Here is a 22,329-nt window from a genome sequence, read left to right as displayed (position 1 = left end):
CTCGTCCGTGCCGCGGATGCCGTCGGAGTAGTCGTTGGCGTAGTTGACGCCGATGATCAGCGAGAGGGAGACCAGCAGGGCCAGCGCCGAACGCCCGCGGTCTTCGGGCTCGGTGCCGTGCTGGCCCGCGAACCGTGGCTGGCCGCCGCACTGCGCGTCGTCTGCGGCGCCTACCTCGCCTGGCTCGGCATCCGGCTGTGGCTGACCGCCCGCACCCCGGAAACCGCCCCGCCCGAAGCTCGCGGCGGCGCCTTCCGCCGCGGTGTGCTCAGCAACCTGACCAACCCCAAGGCCGCCGCGTTCTTCGGCAGCGTCCTCACCGCGGCTCTCCCGCCCACCGAACCCACCGCCGTCAAGGCCGCCGCGGTCGCCCTGATCGTGGTCGCCTCGGCCGCCTGGCACCTCAGCGTCGCCCTGCTGTTCTCCTCGCCCGCCACCCAGCGCTGGTACGCGCACGCCAAACCGGCCCTCAACCGCGTCGTGGGCACGATTCTCGTCGTCCTCGGCATCACCCTGGCCGTAACGCCGTGAAGGCCTCCCCGCTTGCGCGAGGAGGCCTTCACGAACAAAACGGACTACTACCGGACCCCACCCGAAGCACGCTGCTTCTGCGCGTGCGCGGACCGGGTGCAGACCTCGCCGACGTCGACCGTCTGGCCGCGGTCGACGAACACGTCCGCCACGCCGACCAGCCTGCCGTTCGGCGACGAGCACGTCAGCTGGTAGGCCTCCTTCGTCCCGTAGGTCGGCGGGGTCGGCGACGCGAACGACACGTCACCGGTCCAGTCGTCGACCGCGTTCGGGTCGGCCTGGTCGTAGTTGACCACCACGGCCTTGTAGTCGCCGGCCGGCGGGTCGAACAGCACGGCGTGCTCGGACGTCGTGCCGCCGTTCGCCGACGAGCTGACCAGGTTGCCCGCCGCGTCGTAGATGAACAGGTCCCAGTCGGTCGCGGTGTTCGCCCAGTTGATGTTGACGCTGAACTTCCCGTTGTCCACCTTCGGCAGACCGTCGACGTGGAAGGTGAACGAGTCGCCCGCCGGGTCGGCCGGGTAGTTCTGGTTGATCGGCGGCACCCCGGCCGGGTTTGTGACGGCGAAGCCCTGCTGCGCCGGGCCCTGCGGGTCGCGCCCGTACCGGCCGGCCACGTACGGCCGGGTCGACGGGTTGACCGACCAGGCGAAGCGCCCGCCGGTGGCGGTGAACTTCGAGTTCAGGTCGTCGGTGTAGTAGATCGGCGGCTTGGTGGAGCCGTCCGGCTGCAGCACCGGCGACGTCGGCGTCTGGAACGTCTTGTGCAGCTTGAGCTGGTAGCCCTTCGGCGCCGAACCGATCAGCGTCGAGTGCTGCTGCGGGTCGGCGGCGTTGCCCAGCATGTCCAGGAACGACTGACGGTTGCCGCCCTTGCCGGCACCGGCCGCGGGGGCCAGGCCCGCGTACTCCGCCACGACGCTGTCGGCGTAGGGCCCGTGGAAGCCGTTGCCGCCGACCTCGATGGTGAAGCCCCACCCGCCGGTCGCCCAGTACGACCAGTCCTCGGTGGTGCCGGTGGTGTCGTAGAGCGCCCAGCTCGGCTCACTGGTGTAACCGCTGCGCGAGGCCAGCTTGTCGCCGAGGGCCTTGTACTGCGGCTCCTCCAGCGGCGGCCGGACGTCCGCCACGCCCGGCGGGCGCAGCACCAGCGCGGCGACGGTGTGCATCGTGATCAGGTTGGTCACCTGGCGCGAGGACACGATCGAGCGCACGTTGCGGACCTCGGGCTCGCTGAACGGCCCGGACCCGCGGAAGGTGTCGCCGCTCCAGGCCAGCTCGGCGCCGTTGCCGCCCCAGAAGCCCGCGTAGTTGCGGTTGGGGTCGGTGCCGCGGACGCGGCCACCCGGGTTCGCCTTGCACACGCCGGTCGCGAACTGCGGCGGCGAGTCGTTGACGTTGCAGTTCTTGCGCTTCATCTCGTAGTCGAACCGGGTGAAGTCACCCTTGGGCTCGGCCTCGCGGGAGATCTCGAAGCCGTCCGGGTTGATGATCGGCACGACGATGTTGCGGGTCTTGCTCACCATGCCCCGGATGGCGGCGTCGCGCGAGTAGCCGTTGACCAGCTCGTACGCCCACTCGATGACGTGCTCGCCCGCCGGCCATTCACGGGCGTGGTGCACGCCCATGGTGAAGTTCACCGGCTTGCCGTCGGTCACGTTCTTGACGTCGGTGGCGATTTCGACGCCGACGACGTCGCGGCCCTCCCACGTCGGCTCCGGCATGGTGAACGCCGAGACCAGGCCCGGGTTCTTGCGGGCCAGCTCCTTCAGCTCGAAGTTGTAGTCGTAGAGGTGCCGGTAGGCGGTCCGCCCGGACGGCAGCGCCGAGGCGGCGGTCGCCGCGGCGTACTGGCGGTCGGTCTTCGCGTCCTGCACGGACTTCGCCGAGAGGTCCGCCTCGATCACCTTCGACTTGAAGCCGCTGTCCTTGAGCGTCTTGCGGTCGGCGTCGTTGGCGAGCACGACCTCGACCCCGGTCGCGTCACCCTTCTCCGTGACGTCGAGGCCGAGGGTGGTCAGCTTCTTCTTGTCGGCGCGCGTCGGCGTCTCGACGCGGACGAGCTCCGCGCGCTGGGGCGCCGCGGCGGTGCCGGTCGGCGTGCCCTGCGGGGTCAGCGCCAGGAAGTCGACGCCGAGCTGGGCCTGCCCGGCCGAGCCGCCGTACCGGCAGCCCTGGACGACGAGCTCCTGGCCCTTCTTCACGAAGCTTTCGGCGAGTTCGTGGGTGCGCAACGCCGTGGAGGCGGCCACGACCGCGCCCGTGGCCTTGTCGAACACGGCGACGTCCCAGTCGCCCTCGGCGCCCTGCGCCGGCTTGAGCCGGGCCTGGACGAGACCGTCCACGGTGGACGTCAGCTCGCGGCGATCAGTGCCCGAAGTACCCTTGGCCAGCACTTTCGCGAAGCACGAGCGGGGCACCGACTTGTCGGCACGCAAAATGTTCTGCGCCGCGCCGGCGGTGCCGGACGGCAGCGCGACGAACGTTCCGGCCAGCGCGACGGCCGAAGCCAGCAGCACTAGCCGTCTTGGTGAATTCCCCACAGCTCAAGACCTCCTTGACCGACACCGGCAACAGAGCGTACCGGTCGCGAGCGACCATAATGGAGGAAATCCGGCTGCCGTAACCGCCGTAAGTCGTACAGCGTTCAACGCGGAGGCCCACCGTCGGCGGGTGCCCGGAAAGCCCGTTTCACCGGGAGTTCAACCGTCGTTCGGCTACTGTCGGCTCATGGTCACGGTCCCTGCGCGACGGGTGTCGGTCGCTGTCTCGCTGTCAGGTGTCGCCGCACTGGTGATCGGCGCCGCCCTGGTGCTGTTGCTGCAGGTCGTCCCGCCGACCGACCAGATCAGCGTCACTCGCCGGACGATCAGCGAGTACGGCCTGTCCGACCTCAAGTGGGTGTTCGACCTGGCCGTGATCCTGGTCGCGCTCGGCTCCGCCGCGGGCCTCGCGGTACTGGGCCGCCAGCGGCGGCTCCCCACGGCCGCGGCGATTCTGGGTACATTGTGGACGGTCGGGCTGCTGGTCATCGTGGCCTTCCCGAAGCCGGACTGGGCCACGGTTTCGCGCGCGGACTTCGGCGGCACGCTGCACCGGATCGCGAGCGTGGTGGCGTTCGTCGCGCTCCCGCTGGCGGTGCTGGTCGCGGCGCGGACGGCGTTCCCGGCCTCGCCCGGCCGCCGTTGGCTGGCCCGGGTCCTGGCGATCGCGTCGCTGGGCTGGTTCGCGGTCATCCTGGGCGCGGTCGTGGTCGCCGCGGCGGACGACGGCCGCTGGTGGACGCTCATCCCGCTCGGCCTGGTGGAGCGCGGGATGGCGCTGACCGAGCTGATCGCGCTGGGCGTGCTGCTGGCCCCGGCCGGCGAACGGTCGCCGTAACGCTCACGTCATTCCGGCTCGTACCGGGCCGGCACTCGCCCGAGCAGGCGGGTCAGCATCCGGTCGACGACGCCGTGCGGACGCCCGGCGTCAGCGGATGCGTTCGTGCAACGCCGCCATCCGGGCGTCGAGGTCCGCCGCCGTCCTCGCCGCCGCCGCGAGTTCGCCGGCGAAGTCCGCCGGCACGCTGTCGCTGTACTTGTACGACAGCTTGTGCTCCACCGCGGCCCAGAAGTCCATGGCGATGGTGCGCAGCTGCACCTCCACCTTGACCTTCTCCACCCGGTCGGAGAGGAACACCGGGATGCGCACGATCAGGTGCAGGCTGCGGTAGCCGTTGGCCTTCGGGCTCGCGATGTAGTCCTTGGTGCGCAACAGCTCGACGTCGTCCTGGGCGGTGAGCATCCGGGCGACCCCGTACACGTCGGAGACGAACGGGCAGACCACGCGGATGCCGGCGATGTCGTCGAGGGCGCCGGCGGCGGAGACCCAGTCGGCACCGAGGCCGCGGCGGCGCACCTTCTCCTTGATCGCCTCCGGCCGCTTCACCCGGCTCGTGATGTGCTCGATCGGGTCATGCCGGTGCACGAAGTCGAACTCCTCGCTGAGGATGCGCAGCTTCGTCATCAGCTCTTCGATGGCGAACTTGTACATCAGGAGGAACCGCGGGAGCTGACCGGCGATGGCGAGCTCGTCGGCCTCCTCGCGCAGGGAAGCGTCCTCGGCCGCCGGGTCGGTGGTCACTGAAGCCTCATGCTGTCGTCGGTCGTCGCGGAGCACCAGATTAGTGTGCTCCGCCCAGTCAAACGACGGGCGACGGGCCGGAGTTCCCGCCGGTCACCGGTTCGGGTGTCGTGGGGCGTTGAATGTGCGAGGACGCCGCACGCCTGGGGCGTACGGCGTCCTCGGCGGGGGTGGGTCTCACCGCCCCATGGGCACTGTCTCGGTTTCGGTTTCGGCGGAGGCGGCCACGCACCGCACCGCGACGGCGGCCGCCTGCTCGGCCGCGTTCTCACCGGCGGCCGCGTCGGCCTTGTTCTTGTTCTTGGCCTTGTTGCCTTCGGCCTTGTTCTCGTCGGCCTTGTTCTCGTCGGCGGCCATGCCCTGCTGGTCCGCCTTGTTCTCCTCGGTCGCCATGCCCTGCTGGCCCGCCGCTGCGGCGGGATCGGCGGCGGCGGCCTGGTCGACGCAGGCGAGGATCGCCGTGCAGTCCTGGTCGGAGACTTCGGCCTGGGCGGCAGCCTCGTTCTGGGCGGCCTTGCCGTTCTCGGCGGCCTTGCCGTTCTGCTTGGCCTTGCCGTTCTCGGCGGCCATGCCGTTCTGCTCGGCCATGCCGTTGTCCGCGGCCATGCCGTTCTGCTCGGCCATGCCGTTGTCCGCGGCCATGCCGTTCTGCTCGGCCATGCCGTTCTCTGCGGCCATGCCGTTCTGGTGGGCCATACCGTTCTCTTCGGCCTTACCGTTCTGGTCGGCCATGCCGTTGGCGTCAGCCGCCCCGGCGGCTCGGGTCAAGCAGTCCTGGACCACCGCGCAGGCCTGGGCGGCGGCCGCGTTCTGGTCGGCCGCATCTTGCTGGTCGGCAGCGCCGTTCTTCTTCTCCTTGGCGTTCTTCCCGGCCTTGGCGTTCTTCTCGGCCGCCATGCCGTTCTCGTCGGCCGCGCCGTTCTCGACCGCCATGCCGTTCTCGTCGGCCGCGCCGTTCTCGGCCGCCATGCCCTGCTCAGCGACCTTCTCCTGCTGCCGGGCCTTGCCGCTCCGGGCACTGGAGCTGCCCTGGTCGGCCCCCTTCTGACCAGCCATATCACCGCCACCGGCCATGCCGTTCTGCTCAACCTCGCCGTTCTGCTCGGCCTCGCCCTTGCCAAGCGCGGCCTGCTGCGCGGCAGCTCCGACCACCGCCGCGCATTCGGCCGCCACCTGGTTCGCCGCGACCTGGCCGGCGCAGCCGGCGTCCTCGCGCCGCTGCTCGATCTGGTCGACCACCGCCTGGCGGTTGGCGATCCGGGCCGCGGACTGGGCGTCCGGTGCCGCCTGCTGGCTCGCGATGAAGGTGAGATTGTTCCGCAGCGCCGTGTCCAGACCGCCGCAGCTTTCCGTGGCCGCGTTGCTCGCCGGGCTGGTCAAGGCGATCGCCGTCGCGGTCGCCCCTGCGACTCCCACCAGTGCGGCGAGCCCGATCGTCGCCTTTTTGCGGTGTCGTCCGGTAGTGCGCACGTGGGGCATCAAGCCCCTCCTCTCTGGTCGCCACCTCACCAGGGCACACGGCGCGGCGTCCCGAGTGGTTCATCCGGATTTCTCCGGTAGTCACAGGAAAAAACCGGAGCGTCCACAATGGAGCGAGCGAAAATGGCGTACGGCACCCGGAACCGGCGGGCCGCCGGTTCCGTCCCCTGGCTACCAGAGCAGAGGTGAGGCCGGAGTCAACGCGCGCGGCCGAAGCCGCGGATCGCTAACCCAGGTCCGCGAGCTGCGGCACCGCCGGAGCCATGGCGTCGATCCACGCGGCGGGCGAGCCCGTCGTCGGGGTGACGATCGCCGTCCGCACGCCCAGCTTCGCGTAGCCGGCCATGGTCCGGACGAACTCGTCGCGGGTTTCCGGCGTGGGACGCGGGTTGTTGGCGACGATCGTCTTGTGGATCTCGTCGTAGTCGCGGCCGGCGTCGTCGCAGTGGCGGCGCAGCACGTCCAGCTTGTGCTCGACGTCCTCCGGCGAGGTGCCGAAGAGGTTGCACGCGTCGCCGTACCGCGCGACGAGCCGGAGCGTCTTGCGTTCCCCGCCGCCGCCGATGAGCACCTTCGGCCGGTTGATCGGCTGCGGCGAGCACAGTGTCTCGGCCAGCCGGTAGTGCTTGCCCTCGAACGGGCCGTTGTCCGCGGGGTCCCACATCTGCCTGCAGATGCGCAGGGTCTCCTCCAGCCGCTCGAACCGTTCGGCGATCGGCGGGAACGGCACACCCATCCCCTGGTGCTCGCGCTCGAACCAGGCGGCGCCGACGCCGAGGACGGCCCGGCCGCCGGAGAGGACGTCGAGAGTGGTGACGATCTTCGCGAGCAGCCCGGGGTGCCGGTAGGTCACGCCGGTGACCAGCAGCCCGAGGTCGATGCTGGACGTGTGCGCGGCGAGGTAGCCGAGCGTGGTGTAGCCCTCGAGCATGTTCGACTCGGCGGGCAGGCCGGTGGGTTCGATCTGGAAGTAGTGGTCCATGAAGGACAACCAGGTCGCCCCGGCCGCCTCCGCCGCGGTGCCCACCCGGGCGAGCTCACCGGCGATGGCGGTGGTCCCGCCGTCGATGTCGAAGATGGGGACGTGGAAACCGAGTTCCATGGAAGGTTCTCCTGACGTGGTCGCTGTGGCCGCCACGGTAGGACCTGGAGCGCGCTCCAGCGCAAGCCTGCGGGGCCTGCCGCTCAGCGCACCGCCGCGGCCAGGAAGCCGGCGACGTCGGGGGTCGTCGTCACCGGGACGCCCGCCCCGCGCAGGCGATCCGCGAACTCGGCCGACTTCCGGCCCCCGCCGGCGATGAGGAACGGCGGCGCGCCCGCGGCCGCGTACGACAGCGGGCTCGCCGAACCGAGCGTCGTCGCCGAGCGGCCCAGCGCCATGAGCACCGACGCCCGCGTGAGCGGATCCAGCCCCCTGAAGTCGGTGAAGTCGGCCGGGGCCGCCACGGCCGCCACCGCGCGGACCGTGCTGTCCTGACCCGGGTACTGGCCGGCGTCCGCGCCACGGGCGACCCCGAGCAGCGCCGCCAGCGTGCCGCCGGTGCCGGTGCCCCAGACCGCGATCCGGGCCGGGTCGACCGCCAGCGCGGCCGCCTTGGCCTTGAGGAACCGGACCGCGCACCGGGCGTCCGCGAGCGGCGCGGGCCACGGCGCGGCGGGCGCGAGGCGGAAGTCGATCGAGGCGACCGCGAACCCGCGGGCCGTCAGCTCGTCCCGCACCGGCCCGAACCCCGGGCCGGCGAGCAGTGCGCCGGGCCCGGCGGGCTTGCGGTTGCCGAGCACCAGCCCGCCGCCGTGCAGGAAGAGCGCCACCGGAGCGGGACGCCCGTTTCCGGGTGGGCGGTGGATGTCCATCGCCAGCGGGACACCGTCCGGGCGGCAGTACTCGACCGTGCCGCCGTCGAGCAGCGTCGAGGGGCTGGTTCCGATGCCGGCGTCACCGGCGGCGACGGTCCCGGCCGCACCGGTCGCGAGCACCAGCAGGAGCACGGGGAACAGCGCGATCCACGCCGACACCCGCCGCGGCGCGGACGGCCGCGGGTGCGCCCCGCGCCTGCCCACGACCAGGAAGCCGAACACGGCGACGGCCTGCAGCGCGGCGGCCAGGTAGTCGGTGAAGCCGGCCACCGTGTCCGCCGGCTGCCAGGGATCGAACCGCGTGAACAGGCCGAGCGGCCGGCTGACCACCCAGAGCCCGAGGGCCGCCGCCGCGGCGAGGGCGCCGAAACGGGCGGTCCTGCGGGTGGGCCACCCGAGCACCGCGACGACGGCGACGAGCTCGACGGCGGCGATCGCGCCGAACGCCATCGCGTACAGCTGCCAGATCCGCCAGAGCGCGGGCGCCGCGGCCGCCGGGATCAGTGCACCCCCCAGCGCGGCGAAAGCGGCCGTGACCAGCAGCGGACCGCGCCGCAGCGGCGGCGGCGCGGTCGTCGGCGGACGGTATGCCCCGCGCTGCCCGTCGACGACCGTCATGCCGCCAGTGTCACCCCGGACGACCGGCCTCGGCCACTTCCGCGGCTACTTGCGCGCCGCCGTGTAGTTCCGGAACAGCAGGTACGTGTCGAGGATGTCGGACGACGCGCTCTGGACCGACCGGTAGATCCCCCACTTCGGGCGGACGTAGTCGCCCTGGTCGGGGAGGTTCACGTTCGACATCGAGCCCTGCGCGGCGACCGGCGCGCCGGACCCGGTGCCGTTGCGGATGACGCACGCCGCCTTGCCCTTCGAGCCCGGCGTGAACGTCCACTCGATGGTGATCCACTTGTCCCGCAGCGGCGAGAGGTCGGTGACCGCGATGCTCGGCGAACCCGAGTTGGCGTACGCGCGGGCGTTGAGCATTTCCTTGCCGCCGCCGCGGGTCAGGTCCAGCGTCACCCACGGACCACCGTTGGTCGACGGCGTCTTGGTCTGGAAGATGTGCGTGAACTTGCTGGTGCCGTGCAGCGAGCCCGGGATGTACATCTCGTAGGAGAGCGTCCAGGTCTCGCCGTTGTGCATCTTGAGCGCGGAGCCGTTCTGCACCATGCCTTTCGACTCGGTGCGCTGGCGGTCGCCGCCCCCGGTGGTGTCGCGGTCGTCCTTCCAGATGTTGAAGCGGTAGTGGTCGCCTTCGACGACGACGTACTTGCGTTCGGGGTGGTGGTGGCCGCGGTCGGCCTCGATGCCCTCGAAGGCCTTCAGTCCGTCGGTGGCGGGGTCGGGGTGCCACAGGGGAGCCGCTTGGGCGGGGAGAGCCGTGCCGAGCACGATCGGGACGGCGAGTGCGGAGACGGCGAGGGAGCGGAGAGCCGTCCTGCGGGGAAATTCCGGCATCGTCGGTGTGTCCTTCCTGACGACGGTTCGGCAGGGGTGCACATCGGCCGGCGGACGGACCCGGCGAACCGGGCTGGACATCCGATGTCTTGCCCTCTGAAGTTAGAGCGGTCGGACGGCGCTGTCAACGCCTGTCCCGTTGTCTCGGTTCTTCGCCAAGGATTCATCAGACGGCTGAAGGGAGGCGCGGCAGGCGGCCACCGCGACGAGCCGCGTCGACGCCTTCCGCCGTGAACGCCGGTACGGTCGGTACCCATGGCCGAAGTGAAGACCCGGCGCCGCGGGACCGAGCTGGAAGACGCGATCCTGCGCGCCGCGGCGGAGGAGCTCGCCGAATCCGGCTATGCCGGGCTGACCATGGAGCGGGTCGCGCAGCGGGCCGGCACGAACAAGAACGCGCTCTACCGCCGCCGGCCGAACCGCGCCGCGCTCGGCGTCGCCGCCTACCGGCACCTGGCCGAAGGTGGGGCGGGCGCATGGCTGGTCCTCCTCGACCGGGCCGTGGCACGCGGCGAAGCGCCACCCGGGGCGTTGCACCCGCGAGTCGCCTCCGTGGCGCTTGTCCTGCTCCGCAACGAATATCTCACCCGCGGACTGACCACAGTGGACGACGACGTGCTCGTCGAGATCGTCGACGAGGTCTACCTGCCGCTGGTGCGACGGCGGGCGGGGGCATGACACCCCGGATCGCCCGCCACGAGAAGCTCGCCGCCGCCCTGGCGGCAGCGAGCGACGACCTCCTCGCCACGGCGCGCCCGCTCGGCTCGGGGATCGGCGGGACGACCTGCCTGCTCCCCGTGGACGGCGAGAACGTCTTCGTGAAGCGGGTCGCCCTCACCGACGTCGAACTGGCGAACCCGCGCTCGACGGCCGACCTGTCGGGCCTGCCGCCCTGGTACCACTACGGCGTGGGGTCGGCGGGCGTCAGCGCCTGGCGCGAGCTCGAGGCGCACCTCATGACGAGCGACTGGGTCCGCACCGGCGCGTGCGAGAACTTCCCGCTCCTGCACCACTGGCGGGTCCTGCCCGGGTTGCCGCGCGGCCCGCTCCCCCGCGCCGGACTGGAGCGCGACGTCGAGTTCTGGCACGGCGACCCGGGTGTGCGGCGGCGGCTCGAAGCCCTCGCCGGGTCGACAGCCGATCTCGTGCTGTTCCTCGAACACGTGCCCCGGAACCTCGCCGAGTGGCTGACCACCGACGAACGGCCCGTCGAGGAAGAACTCCGGCACCTCACCGGGTTCCTGGCCGAACAGGACGTCCAGCACTTCGACGCGCACTTCCGGAACATCCTCGCCGACGGCGAGCGGCTTTACCTCACCGACTTCGGCCTCACCCTGTCGTCGCGGTTCGACCTCTCCGGCGCCGAGGAGCGGTTCCTGGCCGAACACGCGGACCACGATCGGGCTTACGTCCTGACCCAGCTGGTCAACTGGGCCGTCTCGCGGCACCGGAAGTGGCCGCATCCCCGTGTCCGCAACGACTTCGTCCGCGACTGCGCGGCGGGGCGCGCGGGCCCGGAGCTGCCACCGCTCGTCCACCGCTACGCCCCGCTGGCCACCGTCGTCAACGACTTCTACTTCGCGCTGCACGGCGAAAGCCGGAAAACGCCGTATCCGCGGGAAGAAATCGCTCAGCGGTTGCCCGTGTCCGGCACTTTCACGTGAAAGTGCCGGACACGGGCGCGTCGCGGCCGATCAGACGAGGTCGTACCGGTCGGCGTTCATCACCTTGGTCCACGCCGCCACGAAGTCGCGGGCGAACTTCTCCTTGGCGTCGTCGCTCGCGTAGACCTCGGCCACCGCGCGCAGCTCCGAGTTCGAGCCGAACACGAGGTCGGCGCGGGTGCCCGTCCACCGGACCTCGCCGGTGGCGCGGTCACGGCCCTCGAAGGTCTCCTGGTCCTCGGAGACCGCCTTCCACTCGGTCTCCATGTCGAGGAGGTTGACGAAGAAGTCGTTCGTCAGCGAGCCCGGCGCCGAGGTGAGCACGCCCAGCGAGGTCTGCTGGTAGTTCGCGCCCAGCACGCGCAGGCCACCGACCAGGACGGTCAGCTCCGGCGCGCTGAGGTTCAGCAGGTTCGCGCGGTCGAGCAGCAGGTACTCCGACGGCAGGCGGTGGCCCTTGCCGCGGTAGTTGCGGAACCCGTCGATCGTGGGCTCCAGCGCGGCGAACGAGTCCGCGTCCGTCTGCTCCTGCGTCGCGTCGGTGCGGCCCGGGGTGAAGGGCACACTGACGTCGACCCCGGCATCCTGCGCGGCCTTCTCCACCGCGGCGACGCCGCCCAGCACGATCAGGTCGGCCAGCGAGACCTTCTTGCCGCCGGTCTGGGCGCTGTTGAACGACTCCTGGATCCCCGTCAGCGTCCGCAGCACGCGCGCCAGCCGGTCGGGCTCGTTGACCTCCCAGCCGCGCTGCGGCTCGAGGCGGATGCGGGCGCCGTTCGCGCCGCCGCGCTTGTCGCTGGCGCGGAACGTCGAGGCCGACGCCCACGCGGTCGAGACGAGCTCGGCGACCGTCAGGCCCGAGCCGAGCAGCTGCGCCTTGAGGTCCGCGACGTCCGCGTCGGCGACCAGCTCGTGGTCGACGGCGGGGACGCGGTCCTGCCAGATCAGCTCTTCCCGCGGCACGAGCGGGCCGCGGTAGCGCTGGATCGGGCCCATGTCGCGGTGGGTGAGCTTGAACCAGGCACGGGCGAACGCGTCGGCGAACTGGTCCGGGTGCTCGAGGAACCGCCGCGAGATCTGCTCGTAGACCGGGTCGAACCGCAGCGCGAGGTCGGTGGTCAGCATCGTCGGCTTGCGGGCCGGGTCGCCGGCCTCCGGGCCGGGGATGGTGTCCTCGGCGTCCTTTGCGACCCACTGGTGCGCGCCGGCCGGGCTCTTGGTCAGCTCCCACTCGTAGCCGAACAGGTTCTCGAAGAACTGGTTGCTCCACCGCGTCGGCGTCGACGTCCACGTGACCTCGAGGCCGCTGGTGATCGCGTCGCGGCCCTTGCCGGTGCCGAAGCCGTTCTTCCAGCCGAGGCCCTGCTCCTCGATGGCCGCGCCTTCCGGCTCGGCGCCGACGTACTGGTCGGGGTCGGCCGCGCCGTGCGTCTTGCCGAAGGTGTGGCCACCGGCGATGAGGGCGACGGTCTCCTCGTCGTTCATCGCCATCCGGCCGAACGTCTCGCGGATGTCGCGGGCCGAGGCCAGCGGGTCCGGGTTGCCGTTCGGGCCTTCCGGGTTGACGTAGATGAGGCCCATCTGGACCGCGGCGAGGGGGTTCTCCAGGCTGCGGTCACCGGAGTAGCGCTCGTCGCCGAGCCAGGTGCGCTCGGGGCCCCAGTAGACGTCCTCGTCGGGCTCCCACACGTCGGCGCGGCCGCCGGCGAAGCCGAAGGTCTCGAAGCCCATCGTCTCCAGGGCGCGGTTGCCCGTGAAGATCATCAGGTCGGCCCACGAGATCTTCTTGCCGTACTTCTTCTTGACCGGCCACAGCAGCCGCCGCGCCTTGTCGAGGTTCCCGTTGTCGGGCCAGCTGTTCAGCGGCGCGAAGCGCTGCATCCCGGCGCCCGCGCCCCCGCGGCCGTCGTCGATGCGGTAGGTGCCGGCGCTGTGCCACGCCATGCGGATCATGAACGGCCCGTAGTGCCCGAAGTCCGCGGGCCACCAGTCCTTCGACGTGGTCAGGACCTCGTCGACGTCCTTCGCGAGCGCGTCGAGGTCGAGGGTCTCGAACTCGGCGGCGTAGTCGAAGCCGTCGTCCATCGGGTCGGCCACGGCCGAGTGCTTGCGCAGGATCTTCAGGTTGAGCTGGTTCGGCCACCAGTCGCGGTTCCCCGCGCCTTCGGTCGGATGGTTGCGACGCCCGGCGGAGACGGGGCAACCGCCCGCGGCCTCTTCGTTGAGCTCGCCAATCTTGGCGTCAGCACTGTCAGACACAGGAATCCTCCGAAAGAGCGGGTGTTCAGGAACTCGGCGCGGTGGAGCAGCCGGGGCACAGGCCCCGGTAGACGACCTCGGCTTCGTCGATCACGAAACCGTGGGCGTCCGACGCGGTCAGGCAGGGCGCGGCGCCGACGGCGCAGTCGACGTCGGCGATGGCCCCGCACAAGCGGCAGACGACGTGGTGGTGGTTGTCCCCGACGCGGGCCTCGTACCGGGCGACGGAGCCGGGCGGCTGGATGCGCCGCAGCAGCCCCGCCCCGGCGAGAGCCCGCAGGACGTCGTAGACGGCCTGGTGGGAAACTTCCCCGAGATCGTCCCGCACGACTCCGATGATCGAGTCGGTGTCGGCGTGCGGGTGTCCGTGCACCGCGGACAGCACCGCCAGCCGGGGGCGCGTGACGCGGAGAGCCGCGTCGCGCAGCATCCGCTCGAAGTCCGTGGTGGTGGGCACGGCGGTGAGTCTGCCCCATTTTCTGGAATGAATCAAGATTGTGCGTCAGCGGGGGGTGACGTGGCGGAACCCTGCCAACCCTTCGTTCGGCCCTTGACCCCTGGACGCGGCGGACTTAAGGTCGGCAGATCCCTGCGATGTTAACGTTAACATCGCCTGGTCCGACGCGCTCCGAAGGAACAGACAACGATGAGGTTGTTCTCCCCGCGCCGTTTCGGCGTCGTGCTGGCCGTCGTGGCCGCACTCGTCCCACTCGGCACCACCACCGCCGGCGCCGGTGCGGCGCCCCGGCCCGAATCCGCCGAGAGCAGCGGCGTTCGTGCCGCCGCGAGCACCCTGTCCGTGCCGGACATCGACGACGTCCGCGGCAACCTCACCCTGCCCACCAGCGGCCCGGACGGCACGAGCGTCGCCTGGACGTCGTCGGCGCCCAAGGTGATCACCCCGACCGGCGAGGTCACCCGGCCGCCGGCCGGCGCGGCGCCCGCCAAGGTCGTCCTGACGGCGAAGGTCAGCCTCGGGCGCGAGAGCACGACACGGCGGTTCACCGCCACCGTCGTCCCGGCCCCGGCCAAGGAGCCGCTGGCCGGCTACAGCTTCTTCTACTTCACCGGCGAAGGCACCTCGAACGGCGAGCAGATCTACTCGGCGCTCAGCAAGGGCAACGACCCGCTGAACTGGACCGAGCTCAACAACGGCCAGCCGGTGCTCAAGTCGAGCCTCGGCGAGCTGGGCGTGCGCGACCCGTTCATCCTGCGCTCCCCCGACGGCGACAAGTTCTACCTGCTCGCCACCGACTTGCGGATCTACGACGGGCGTGGCTGGGACGCCGCCCAGCGCAGCGGCAGCCGGTCGATCATGGTCTGGGAGTCGACCGACCTCGCGCACTGGTCGCGCCAGCGCAGTGTCCAGGTCTCCCCGCCGACCGCCGGGAACACGTGGGCGCCGGAAGCCTTCTGGGACGCCAAGCGCGGGACCTACGTCGTGTACTGGGCGTCCAAGCTGTACGCGGAGAACGACCCCGGCCACACCGGTGACAGCTACAACCGGATGATGTACGCCACCACGCGCGACTTCCACACCTTCAGCGCGCCCCGGGTGTGGATCGACCCGGGCTACTCGGTGATCGACTCGACGGTCATCAAGGACAAGGACACCTACTACCGGTTCACCAAGGACGAGCGCAACAACACCTCGTCGACGCCGTGCAGCAAGTTCATCACCGAGGAGAAGGCCACCGACGTGCTGGACCCGCACTACGGCTTCGTCGCCGACTGCATCGGCAAGGCGACGGCGACCAGCCCGGGCCTCTCCGCGGGTGAAGGGCCCACCGGGTTCAAGTCGAACACCGAGAACAAGTGGTACCTGTTCATCGACGAGTTCGGCGGCCGCGGCTACGTCCCGTTCGAAACGACCGACCTCGCCTCCGGCAAGTGGACGATGTCGACGGGCGTGCACCTGCCCGCGTCGCCGCGGCACGGCACCGTCCTGCCGGTCACGCAGGCGGAGATGAACCGGCTGAGCGCGCCCCCGGCGCCGGTGAAGGCCGACTCGGCCGGCCTCGTCGCGCACTGGCCGCTGAACGCGAAGTCCGGGCAGGTCGCGGCGGACACCACCGGCCACGGCTACGACGGCGCCCTCGCCGGCGACGTGTCCTGGGCCGACGGCGCGCTCGCCTTCGGCGGGAAGAACGGGCACGTGCAGCTGCCGAACAACCTGCTCACCGGCGCCGCCGCGGCCACCGTGTCGGCCGACGTCCTGGTCGACCCGAACCAGCAGACGCCGTACTTCCTGTGGGGCCTGGGCAACACGGCGAAGGACGGCGCGGGCAACGGCTACCTGTTCACCTCCGGCGGCACCGCGAGCGGCGGCCTGCGCGGCGCCATCGCGACCGGGAACTGGACGACCGAGCAGGCGGCGGACTCGAAGGGCGGGCTCCCCCGCGGGGTCTGGAAGAACGTGACCCTGACCGTCGGCGACGGCGTCGAAGTGCTCTACCTCGACGGCGTCGAGGTGGGCCGCAACGCGAACGCCACCATCAAGCCGTCGGACCTCGGCGGCGGCGTCACGGCGGCGAACTACCTCGGCAGATCGGTCTACGCGGGCGACAAGTACCTCACCGGCAAGATGAAGGACGTGCGGCTCTACAACCGGGCCCTCTCCGGACTCGAGGTAGCCACGCTGCCGTCGAACAGCACCGCGATCCGGTCGGTGGAACTGGCCTCGCTCAAGACCCCGGCCGTCATCGACGCCGGGGCGGGGACGGTCGTGCTGCCGGTCAAGCCCGGTACCGACCTGCGCACGCTGGCCCCGCGGTTCGCACTGGCGCCGGGGGCGACGATCAAGCCGGACAACGGCAGGCCCGTGGACCTGAGCCGGCCGCGGAAGTTCACGGTCACCGGCGCCGGCGGCGACCGTCGCGAATGGACGGTCGAGGCGCACGAGACGCGCAGCCCGGTCCTGCCGGGGTACAACGCCGACCCGAACATCGTCGCGTTCGGCGACACGTACTACCTGTACCCGACCACCGACGGCTTCGACGGCTGGAGCGGGACGAAGTTCTCGGCGTGGTCGTCGAAGAACCTCGTCGACTGGAAGGACGAGGGCGTCATCCTCGACCTCGGCCCCGGCGTCGGCTGGGCGGACAAGAACGCCTGGGCGCCGACGATCGCGCAGCACAACGGGAAGTACTACTTCTACTTCTGCGCCGAGGCCAAGATCGGCGTCGCGGTGAGCGACTCGCCGACCGGCCCGTTCGTCGACTCCGGCAAGCCGCTGATCGCGAAGAACCCGGGCGGCGGCCAGGCGATCGACCCGGCGGTGTTCATCGACCACACCGGAAAGCCGTACCTGTACTGGGGCAACGGCAACGCCTACGTCGTCCCGCTGAACGACGACATGGTCTCCTACGACCCGGCGAAGATCACCCCCCTCACCGGGCTCGACGGCTTCCGCGAAGGTCTGTTCATGGTGGAGCGGAAGGGCACGTACTACCTGAGCTGGTCGATCGACGACACCCGCAGCGAGGACTACCGCGTCGGCTACGCCACGGCGGCGAGCCCCACCGGGCCGTTCACCAACCACGGCCTGATCCTGAGCAAGGACACCCACCTGGGCGTCCTCGGCACCGGCCACAGCTCGATGCTGCAGGTCCCGGGCACCGACGACTGGTACATCGCGTACCACCGCTTCGGCATCCCGGGCGGTGACGGCACCCACCGCGAGACGACGATCGACAAGCTGACCTTCCGCCGCGACGGCACCATCGTGCCGGTCACGCCGACGCTGGAAAGCGTCCGGCCGCAGCGGATCCCGTGGCACTGCGGGAAGGTCCGCGCCAGCTGACCCGGCGTTGGTCCGTGAATGGCCCATTGAGGGACTTGAAGTCTCTCAATGGGCCATTCACGGATTTGGGCCACGTGAAGCGGTGAGACAGAGATCACGAGCGACCGCGTTTACCCCAGTCCCGCCAGGGGAAATATCGGCTGTCCGGGTTGCTCCGCCACGACGCACCTCAGGAGACCGCATGACCGCCACCGCCACCACCGCCCCCGAAACCCGGGTGACGCTGGCCGAGCTGGAAGCACTCGGCGAAGCGGCGACCGAGCTGCTGACGGAGATCACCGAGCAGCTGGAGACCGTCGCTTCACGGCACTGAGGTGCCCGGCCGGGCGACACGACCGGCGTCAGCCGGCCAGCTCGGGCAGGGCGAGGGTGTGCCGGGTGTGCTGCGCCTTCGCGTGCAGGTAGCGGAGGTTGTCGGGGGTGACGTGCACGCCGGTGGGCACGGTCTCGGCGACCGTGATGCCCCGCTCGCGCAGCTGCCGGACCTTGTCCGGGTTGTTCGTGAGCAGGTCGACCTCCGCGATGCCCAGCGCGGCGAGCATCTGGGCCGCGGCGGTGTAGTCACGGGCGTCCTCCGGCAGGCCCAGCGCGGTGTTCGCCTGGTAGGTGTCGAGGCCGACGTCCTGCAGGGCGTAGGCGTCGAGCTTGGCGTACAGCCCGATGCCGCGGCCCTCCTGGCGCAGGTAGAGCAGGACGCCGCCGGCGCTGTCGATGCGCTGGACGGCCTCGCGCAGCTGGGGACCGCAGTCGCAGCGGGCGGAGCCGAACACGTCGCCGGTCAGGCACTCGGAATGCAGGCGCACCAGCGGGGTGGCCGGGTCGCCGAACACCAGGGCGAGGTGCTCGGCGCCGTCAGCCAGGCCGGCAAAGGTGACGACCTCCGGCGACGCGGTGTAGCCGTCGGCGAAGCGCAGGGGGACCCGCACCCGGGTGCGGACGGTGGCGGCGGGGATCATGGCGGGCTCCTGACTTCGTTCAAATTTGAACTCTGTCGCGACCGTACCTCTTGAGTTCGAATTTGAACAAGGGGTACGGTTGTGACATGGGTCGTCCGCGGTGGCTGAACGCGCAGGAGAAGCGGGCCTGGAACGCGTTCCTCGGCACCTACGAGCTGCTCAACCGGCGCTTGGACCAGCAGCTCAAGCAGGACTCCGGCATCTCGCACCTGCAGTACGTGATCCTGGCCCGGCTCAGCGGGGCCTCGGACCACGAGCTGCGGATGGCCGAGCTGGCCTGCGCCGTGTCGAACTCCAAGAGCGGGCTGACCTACCAGATCGGCCAGCTCGAGCAGGCCGGTCTCGTGCGTCGGCGTACCTGCGAAAGCGACGTCCGCGCCGTCTACGCCGGCCTCACCGACGCCGGAATGGCCCTGCTGGAGCGGGCCGCGCCCGGTCACGTCGCCCTGGTCCGCGAGCTGCTCATCGACGTCCTCACCCCGGATCAGCTGAACACGCTCGCCGACGGGCTCGGCGAGGCGAACCGCCGGATGCTGGCGGCCGACGACTGCGCCGGAGAACGCGCGCCGCAGTGACCCCCATCACTTTCCTGTCCTGCCCCGGCTGATCCCGGAACCCGTTTCGCACCGCCTGTGAAGAGCAGATGACACTGGCGGAGCGAAAGGCGGGCGATGACCCCGGAAGACACGGAAGCCGACGACGACGCGAGCGTGATCGCGCGGTCACGGCACGAGCCCAGCCTGTTCGCGGTCATCTTCGACCGCCACGCGCGGCACATCCACCGCTACCTGGCCAGGCGGCTCGGGGCGACCGCCGCGGACGACGTGCTCGCGGACACCTTCCTGATCGCGTTCGACAAGCGGGCGAAGTTCGACCCGGACCGGACGGACGCCCGGCCGTGGCTCTACGGCATCGCCACGAACCTCGTCTCGCGGCAACGGCGGGCGGAAGTCCGCGAACTGAAGCTCCGGATGGCCGTCGGGCCGCCGCCCGCGCAAGAAGGCCACGCCGACCGGGTCGCCGACCAGGTCACCGCCCAGGCGCTGGGCGAAGAACTCGACCGGGCGCTGGCCGCGCTGCGTCCCCGCGAGCGGGACGTCCTGCTGCTCGTCGCCGCCGAAGGGCTGGGCTACCAGGAAGTCGCCGAAGCACTGGCCATCCCCGTCGGCACCGTCAAATCGCGGCTCAACCGCGCCCGCGGCCGCGTCCGCGCCGAACTCGGCCCCCTCGACCTCGTGAAGGAGACCTTGAGCCATGGATGACCTCGACCTGATCCGCGAACGCGCGGAAACCGTCGGCTTCGCTCCGGCGGAACGGCTCGCCCCGGCCCGGGCCCGGCTGCTGGCCGCGGCGCGCGGCGAACGGCGGCACCGGCCGACGCGCTGGTTCTGGGCCGCCGGCGCCTCGATCGGCCTGGCCGCGGCGATCACCGCCGTCGTCGCGCTCGCCCCCGCCGACCAGGTCGGCGGCATCGGGCCCGGCGTGGCGCACGCCGACCCGGTCAAGGTGCTGACCGCAGCGGCTAACACCGCACTGAAGGAGCCGGCCAAGCCGCCCCGCCCCGATCAGTTCCTGTACGTGAAGACCGAATACACCATTCCCCCCAACCGCGAGGTCTGGCTTTCGGTCGACGGCACCCGCGACAGCCTGATCGGCAGCTTCAAGCAAGGCGGCTGCCGCAACGGCAAGGCGCCGATGTACGGCACGAACGACCCGCGCGCGGAAGGGAAGCTCGAGGATTGCCGGCCCCAGCCGGTCTACCGGACGGACCTGCCGACGACCGCCGACGCGATGCTGGCCTATCTCAACGAAAAGGTCGGCGATCGCGACGGCAAAGCCGGCTACATCGGCAAGGCGGTGTTCACCCTCGCCTACGAGACGGCCCTCCAGCCGGCGTCCTACGCGGCGCTGTTCGAGGCGGCAGCGAGGGTGCCAGGGCTGACGGCCCTGGACCACGTCACCGACGGCGCCGGCCGCCCGGGCGTCGGGATCACGTGGCCGGTGCCCACCGGCTCGGGCTCGAAGACGACGCCGATCGTGTTGGTCTTCGACGCCACCACGTTCCAGTTCCTGGGGACCGACGAAAGCGCCGTCATGGTGAAGACGTACGTGAACGAGGTGGGACAGCGCTCCTGACCGGCCGGCCCGCCGGGACCCGCACCGGGCCCCGGCGGGCCAAACTTCCACTCGCCCCGCCGAAACCGCCCCAGCCGGAAACTTTTCCGCCCGGCTGACCGGCGCGAACACGTCCGGCGCCCGATAACGGCGTCGTTCACGCAACCAATCCGGGCTCTCACCCGTGCATTAAGAGTGTGAGGACCACTTCGGAACGACGGCGGCGCTCCCGGCTGCGAGCGATGGCGGTCGCGGTGCTGGTGGGGGCCGGCGGCGCGTACGCCTACGTCGCCACCGGCGGTACGGCCGCGGGACCCGTCCTGGCGGCGGCACTCGGCGGGCACAGCCTGCCCGACACCACCGCCCTGGACAGCGAGCCGGCGCCGCCGAGCACGTCCGCCCGGCCGGCGCCGAACCCGATCCTGCCCTTCAACGCCAAGCTGACCTCGGACGACATCCCGGTCGAGGGCGGCGGCGTGCGCAGCGGCGCCTGCAGCGGCGCGCTGGTCGCGCCCCAGTGGATCGTCACCGCCGGGCACTGCTTCCACAACCTGAAGGACGCCCGGATCGGCGGGCGGCCGCCGTACACGATGACGGTGACCGTCGGCAGGCTGAAGGACACCGATCCCGGCGGGCACACGGCCGAGGTCGTCGACGTCCGGCAGTCGCCGCTCAACGACCTCGCGGTGGCGAAACTCAGCTCCGCCGTCGAAGACGTCGTCCCGGTCGCGCTGGCCGAGAAGCGGCCTTCGGTCGGCCAGCAGCTGCAGTTCGCCGGCTGGGGTTCGCTCTCGGCGACCGTGCTCGGCCCGTCCGACCACCTCAAACGCGGGCGGTTCCGGGTCTCCGGCATCGACCGGGCGACGCTGGAGGCCCAGCCGATCGGGAAGCGCACGGTCGAGAACGGCCCGTGCCCGGAGGACTCGGGCGGCCCGTTCTTCGTCTCGGAGGACGACCGCACCGGGACGCTCGTGGCCATCGTGAACACCGGGCCGCCCTGTCCTCAGCCCGGCGCCGAGACGATCGCCAGGGTCGACGTCGTGGCGGACTGGATCCGCGAACAGACCGGGTGATCCGCCGCCGCGGTCAGCCGCCGGCGTGGCCGATGACGAACGCCGTCAGGAAACCGAGGGTGGCGAGCAGGCCGGTGTACAGCTCGGTGCGTTCGAACGCCTCGGGGATCATGGTGTCGGCGATCATGGCCAGGATCGCCCCGGCGGCCACCGCCGTGATCGCGGCGATCGTCGCGGGGGACGCCGTCCGCAGGGTCAGGTTGCCGAGCAGGGCGGCGACCCCGCTGGCGACCGCGATGCCGGTCCACACACCGAAGACGTAGCGGGCACCGCGCCCGGCGGCCTTCATGCCCGCCGCGCTGGACAGTCCTTCCGGGACGTTCGAGATGAACACCGCCGCCAGCACGGTGAGCCCGACGCCCCCGCCGCCGAGCAGGGAAACCCCGAGCACGACCGATTCCGGCACGCCGTCGAGCAGGGCCCCGACGGCGATGGCCGCCCCGCTGCCGGCAGTGTCCTGTTCGGACGGTTGGTGGCCGCCGGAACGCTTGCGGTGCCGTGCTCCCCGCCGGGCGAGGAGCACGTTGATCGCGACGTACCCGGTCGCCCCGCCCAGGAAGCCGCCGGCGGTCGGCCAGAGCCCGCCGGACCGCTGCGCCTCGGCGACCAGGTCGAAGGCCAGCGCGGAGATCAGCACCCCGGCGCCGAAGGCCATGATCCCGGCGACGGCCCGCCGCGAGACCCGCACCCACCACGCGACGGCGGCGCCCAGCACCAGCGCGCCCCCGCCGACCAGGCCCCACAGCCCCGCCTCCACCCACTGCGGCACGAAAGCCACCCTTCGCCGACGACACGATCTTCCGAGGGGGACTACCCAGCGGCGCCCGCGCGGACACCTCCGGCCGGAGACGCCCGCCTCGGAACCGCAGGGGCCCGCAAAGTCTCTTGGCGAGGGGTGGCTGCGAGGGGTTTCCTGGTGGCCCGAAGCGAGAGCGACGCCCCGTGGATCACCCGCGCGTAGACGTCACGGCCGGTTTCGTCGGTGCCGAAAAGGTGGTGCGACGACGGCC

At 71.2% G+C, this 22,329-nt stretch carries 19 protein-coding genes and 3 pseudogenes; 10 read left to right on the top strand and 12 right to left on the bottom strand.

The window, feature by feature from the left end:
* Positions 1-93 (bottom strand): annotated as a pseudogene (locus AB0M82_RS45015) (1,4-dihydroxy-2-naphthoate polyprenyltransferase); the annotation flags it as partial.
* Positions 94-108: 15 nt separating this feature from the next.
* Between AB0M82_RS45015 and AB0M82_RS45010 the strand changes: the two are divergent.
* A pseudogene (locus tag AB0M82_RS45010) lies at positions 109-531 on the top strand (LysE family transporter); the annotation flags it as partial.
* Between the two features lie 47 nt (positions 532-578).
* On the opposite strand, the gene AB0M82_RS45005 reads toward AB0M82_RS45010, so the two are convergent.
* Positions 579-3,050, bottom strand: a complete 2,472-nt coding sequence (locus AB0M82_RS45005; RefSeq protein ID WP_364735824.1) for a M14 family zinc carboxypeptidase — start codon at positions 3,048-3,050, stop codon at positions 579-581.
* Between the two features lie 211 nt (positions 3,051-3,261).
* Here AB0M82_RS45005 and AB0M82_RS45000 point away from each other — a divergent pair, with 211 nt between their 5' ends.
* A complete protein-coding gene (locus AB0M82_RS45000) occupies positions 3,262-3,912 on the top strand; it encodes a DUF998 domain-containing protein (protein ID WP_364735822.1) in 651 nt (216 codons plus the stop codon).
* 90 nt (positions 3,913-4,002) lie between these two features.
* On the opposite strand, the gene AB0M82_RS44995 is transcribed toward AB0M82_RS45000, so the two are convergent.
* The 5 genes from AB0M82_RS44995 to AB0M82_RS44975 form a co-directional block, all read right to left on the bottom strand.
* Complete coding sequence (locus tag AB0M82_RS44995) at positions 4,003-4,656, bottom strand: GTP pyrophosphokinase family protein (protein WP_364735821.1); 654 nt, start codon at positions 4,654-4,656, stop codon at positions 4,003-4,005.
* Between the two features lie 177 nt (positions 4,657-4,833).
* A complete protein-coding gene (locus AB0M82_RS44990; protein ID WP_364735819.1) occupies positions 4,834-6,135 on the bottom strand; it encodes a hypothetical protein in 1,302 nt (433 codons plus the stop codon).
* 226 nt (positions 6,136-6,361) lie between these two features.
* Positions 6,362-7,237, bottom strand: a complete 876-nt coding sequence (locus AB0M82_RS44985; protein WP_364735817.1) for an LLM class F420-dependent oxidoreductase — start codon at positions 7,235-7,237, stop codon at positions 6,362-6,364.
* Positions 7,238-7,320: 83 nt separating this feature from the next.
* Positions 7,321-8,610: an alpha/beta hydrolase gene (locus tag AB0M82_RS44980; RefSeq protein ID WP_364735815.1), complete on the bottom strand. Its 1,290-nt coding sequence runs from the start codon at positions 8,608-8,610 to the stop codon at positions 7,321-7,323.
* 45 nt (positions 8,611-8,655) lie between these two features.
* A complete protein-coding gene (locus AB0M82_RS44975; RefSeq protein ID WP_364735813.1) occupies positions 8,656-9,450 on the bottom strand; it encodes a hypothetical protein in 795 nt (264 codons plus the stop codon).
* Positions 9,451-9,705: 255 nt separating this feature from the next.
* On the opposite strand from AB0M82_RS44975, the gene AB0M82_RS44970 reads away from it, so the two are divergent.
* The gene (locus AB0M82_RS44970; protein WP_364735811.1) at positions 9,706-10,128 is read left to right on the top strand and encodes a TetR/AcrR family transcriptional regulator; all 423 of its coding nucleotides are present in this window, start codon (positions 9,706-9,708) and stop codon (positions 10,126-10,128) included.
* Complete coding sequence (locus AB0M82_RS44965; RefSeq protein ID WP_364735809.1) at positions 10,125-11,114, top strand: hypothetical protein; 990 nt, start codon at positions 10,125-10,127, stop codon at positions 11,112-11,114. Before AB0M82_RS44970 ends, AB0M82_RS44965 begins: the two co-directional genes overlap by 4 nt.
* A gap of 30 nt (positions 11,115-11,144) precedes the next feature.
* Here the strand turns inward: AB0M82_RS44965 and katG are convergent, their stop codons facing one another.
* The gene (gene katG / locus AB0M82_RS44960) at positions 11,145-13,373 is read right to left on the bottom strand and encodes a catalase/peroxidase HPI (protein ID WP_364735807.1); all 2,229 of its coding nucleotides are present in this window, start codon (positions 13,371-13,373) and stop codon (positions 11,145-11,147) included.
* Between the two features lie 25 nt (positions 13,374-13,398).
* On the bottom strand, positions 13,399-13,830 hold the full coding sequence (locus AB0M82_RS44955; protein WP_364735805.1) for a Fur family transcriptional regulator: 432 nt from the start codon (positions 13,828-13,830) through the stop codon (positions 13,399-13,401).
* A gap of 189 nt (positions 13,831-14,019) precedes the next feature.
* Here AB0M82_RS44955 and AB0M82_RS44950 point away from each other — a divergent pair, with 189 nt between their 5' ends.
* Together AB0M82_RS44950 and AB0M82_RS44945 are read left to right on the top strand one after the other, a co-directional pair.
* A complete protein-coding gene (locus AB0M82_RS44950; RefSeq protein WP_364735803.1) occupies positions 14,020-17,175 on the top strand; it encodes a family 43 glycosylhydrolase in 3,156 nt (1,051 codons plus the stop codon).
* A 181-nt stretch (positions 17,176-17,356) separates the two neighbouring features.
* Complete coding sequence (locus tag AB0M82_RS44945) at positions 17,357-17,488, top strand: hypothetical protein (protein ID WP_364735801.1); 132 nt, start codon at positions 17,357-17,359, stop codon at positions 17,486-17,488.
* Between the two features lie 28 nt (positions 17,489-17,516).
* Here the strand turns inward: AB0M82_RS44945 and ribA are convergent, their stop codons facing one another.
* Positions 17,517-18,131: a GTP cyclohydrolase II gene (gene ribA, locus AB0M82_RS44940; protein ID WP_364735799.1), complete on the bottom strand. Its 615-nt coding sequence runs from the start codon at positions 18,129-18,131 to the stop codon at positions 17,517-17,519.
* 86 nt (positions 18,132-18,217) lie between these two features.
* Here ribA and AB0M82_RS44935 point away from each other — a divergent pair, with 86 nt between their 5' ends.
* From AB0M82_RS44935 to AB0M82_RS44920, 4 genes are all read left to right on the top strand, one after another.
* Positions 18,218-18,706: a MarR family transcriptional regulator gene (locus AB0M82_RS44935; protein WP_364735797.1), complete on the top strand. Its 489-nt coding sequence runs from the start codon at positions 18,218-18,220 to the stop codon at positions 18,704-18,706.
* A 96-nt stretch (positions 18,707-18,802) separates the two neighbouring features.
* A complete protein-coding gene (locus AB0M82_RS44930) occupies positions 18,803-19,393 on the top strand; it encodes an RNA polymerase sigma factor (protein ID WP_364735795.1) in 591 nt (196 codons plus the stop codon).
* Positions 19,386-20,267, top strand: coding sequence for a CU044_5270 family protein (locus tag AB0M82_RS44925; protein ID WP_364735793.1), 882 nt, complete (start codon positions 19,386-19,388; stop codon positions 20,265-20,267). Before AB0M82_RS44930 ends, AB0M82_RS44925 begins: the two co-directional genes overlap by 8 nt.
* A 176-nt stretch (positions 20,268-20,443) precedes the next feature.
* Positions 20,444-21,319, top strand: a complete 876-nt coding sequence (locus AB0M82_RS44920) for a trypsin-like serine protease (RefSeq protein ID WP_364735791.1) — start codon at positions 20,444-20,446, stop codon at positions 21,317-21,319.
* Between the two features lie 13 nt (positions 21,320-21,332).
* On the opposite strand, the gene AB0M82_RS44915 is transcribed toward AB0M82_RS44920, so the two are convergent.
* A complete protein-coding gene (locus AB0M82_RS44915; protein WP_364735789.1) occupies positions 21,333-22,088 on the bottom strand; it encodes a ZIP family zinc transporter in 756 nt (251 codons plus the stop codon).
* Positions 22,089-22,237: 149 nt separating this feature from the next.
* A pseudogene (locus AB0M82_RS44910) lies at positions 22,238-22,329 on the bottom strand (ABC transporter permease); the annotation flags it as partial.

Origin of the sequence: Amycolatopsis sp. NPDC051128 (genome assembly GCF_040682715.1) — a bacterium.
Lineage (GTDB): Bacteria > Actinomycetota > Actinomycetes > Mycobacteriales > Pseudonocardiaceae > Amycolatopsis.
This window is presented reverse-complemented; position numbering and strand designations above follow the sequence as displayed.

Excerpts from the sequence above, each read along its gene's own strand:
- AB0M82_RS44945 (WP_364735801.1), top strand. The coding sequence starts at position 17,357 with ATGACCGCCACCGCCACCACCGCCCCCGAAACCCGGGTGACGCTGGCC.
- ribA (WP_364735799.1), bottom strand. The coding sequence starts at position 18,131 with ATGATCCCCGCCGCCACCGTCCGCACCCGGGTGCGGGTCCCCCTGCGC.
- AB0M82_RS44930 (WP_364735795.1), top strand. The coding sequence starts at position 18,803 with ATGACCCCGGAAGACACGGAAGCCGACGACGACGCGAGCGTGATCGCG.
- AB0M82_RS44935 (WP_364735797.1), top strand. The coding sequence starts at position 18,218 with ATGGGTCGTCCGCGGTGGCTGAACGCGCAGGAGAAGCGGGCCTGGAAC.
- AB0M82_RS44970 (WP_364735811.1), top strand. The coding sequence starts at position 9,706 with ATGGCCGAAGTGAAGACCCGGCGCCGCGGGACCGAGCTGGAAGACGCG.
- AB0M82_RS44985 (WP_364735817.1), bottom strand. The coding sequence starts at position 7,237 with ATGGAACTCGGTTTCCACGTCCCCATCTTCGACATCGACGGCGGGACC.
- AB0M82_RS44975 (WP_364735813.1), bottom strand. The coding sequence starts at position 9,450 with ATGCCGGAATTTCCCCGCAGGACGGCTCTCCGCTCCCTCGCCGTCTCC.
- AB0M82_RS44925 (WP_364735793.1), top strand. The coding sequence starts at position 19,386 with ATGGATGACCTCGACCTGATCCGCGAACGCGCGGAAACCGTCGGCTTC.
- AB0M82_RS44990 (WP_364735819.1), bottom strand. The coding sequence starts at position 6,135 with ATGCCCCACGTGCGCACTACCGGACGACACCGCAAAAAGGCGACGATC.
- AB0M82_RS44965 (WP_364735809.1), top strand. The coding sequence starts at position 10,125 with ATGACACCCCGGATCGCCCGCCACGAGAAGCTCGCCGCCGCCCTGGCG.
- AB0M82_RS44950 (WP_364735803.1), top strand. The coding sequence starts at position 14,020 with ATGAGGTTGTTCTCCCCGCGCCGTTTCGGCGTCGTGCTGGCCGTCGTG.
- AB0M82_RS44980 (WP_364735815.1), bottom strand. The coding sequence starts at position 8,610 with ATGACGGTCGTCGACGGGCAGCGCGGGGCATACCGTCCGCCGACGACC.
- AB0M82_RS45000 (WP_364735822.1), top strand. The coding sequence starts at position 3,262 with ATGGTCACGGTCCCTGCGCGACGGGTGTCGGTCGCTGTCTCGCTGTCA.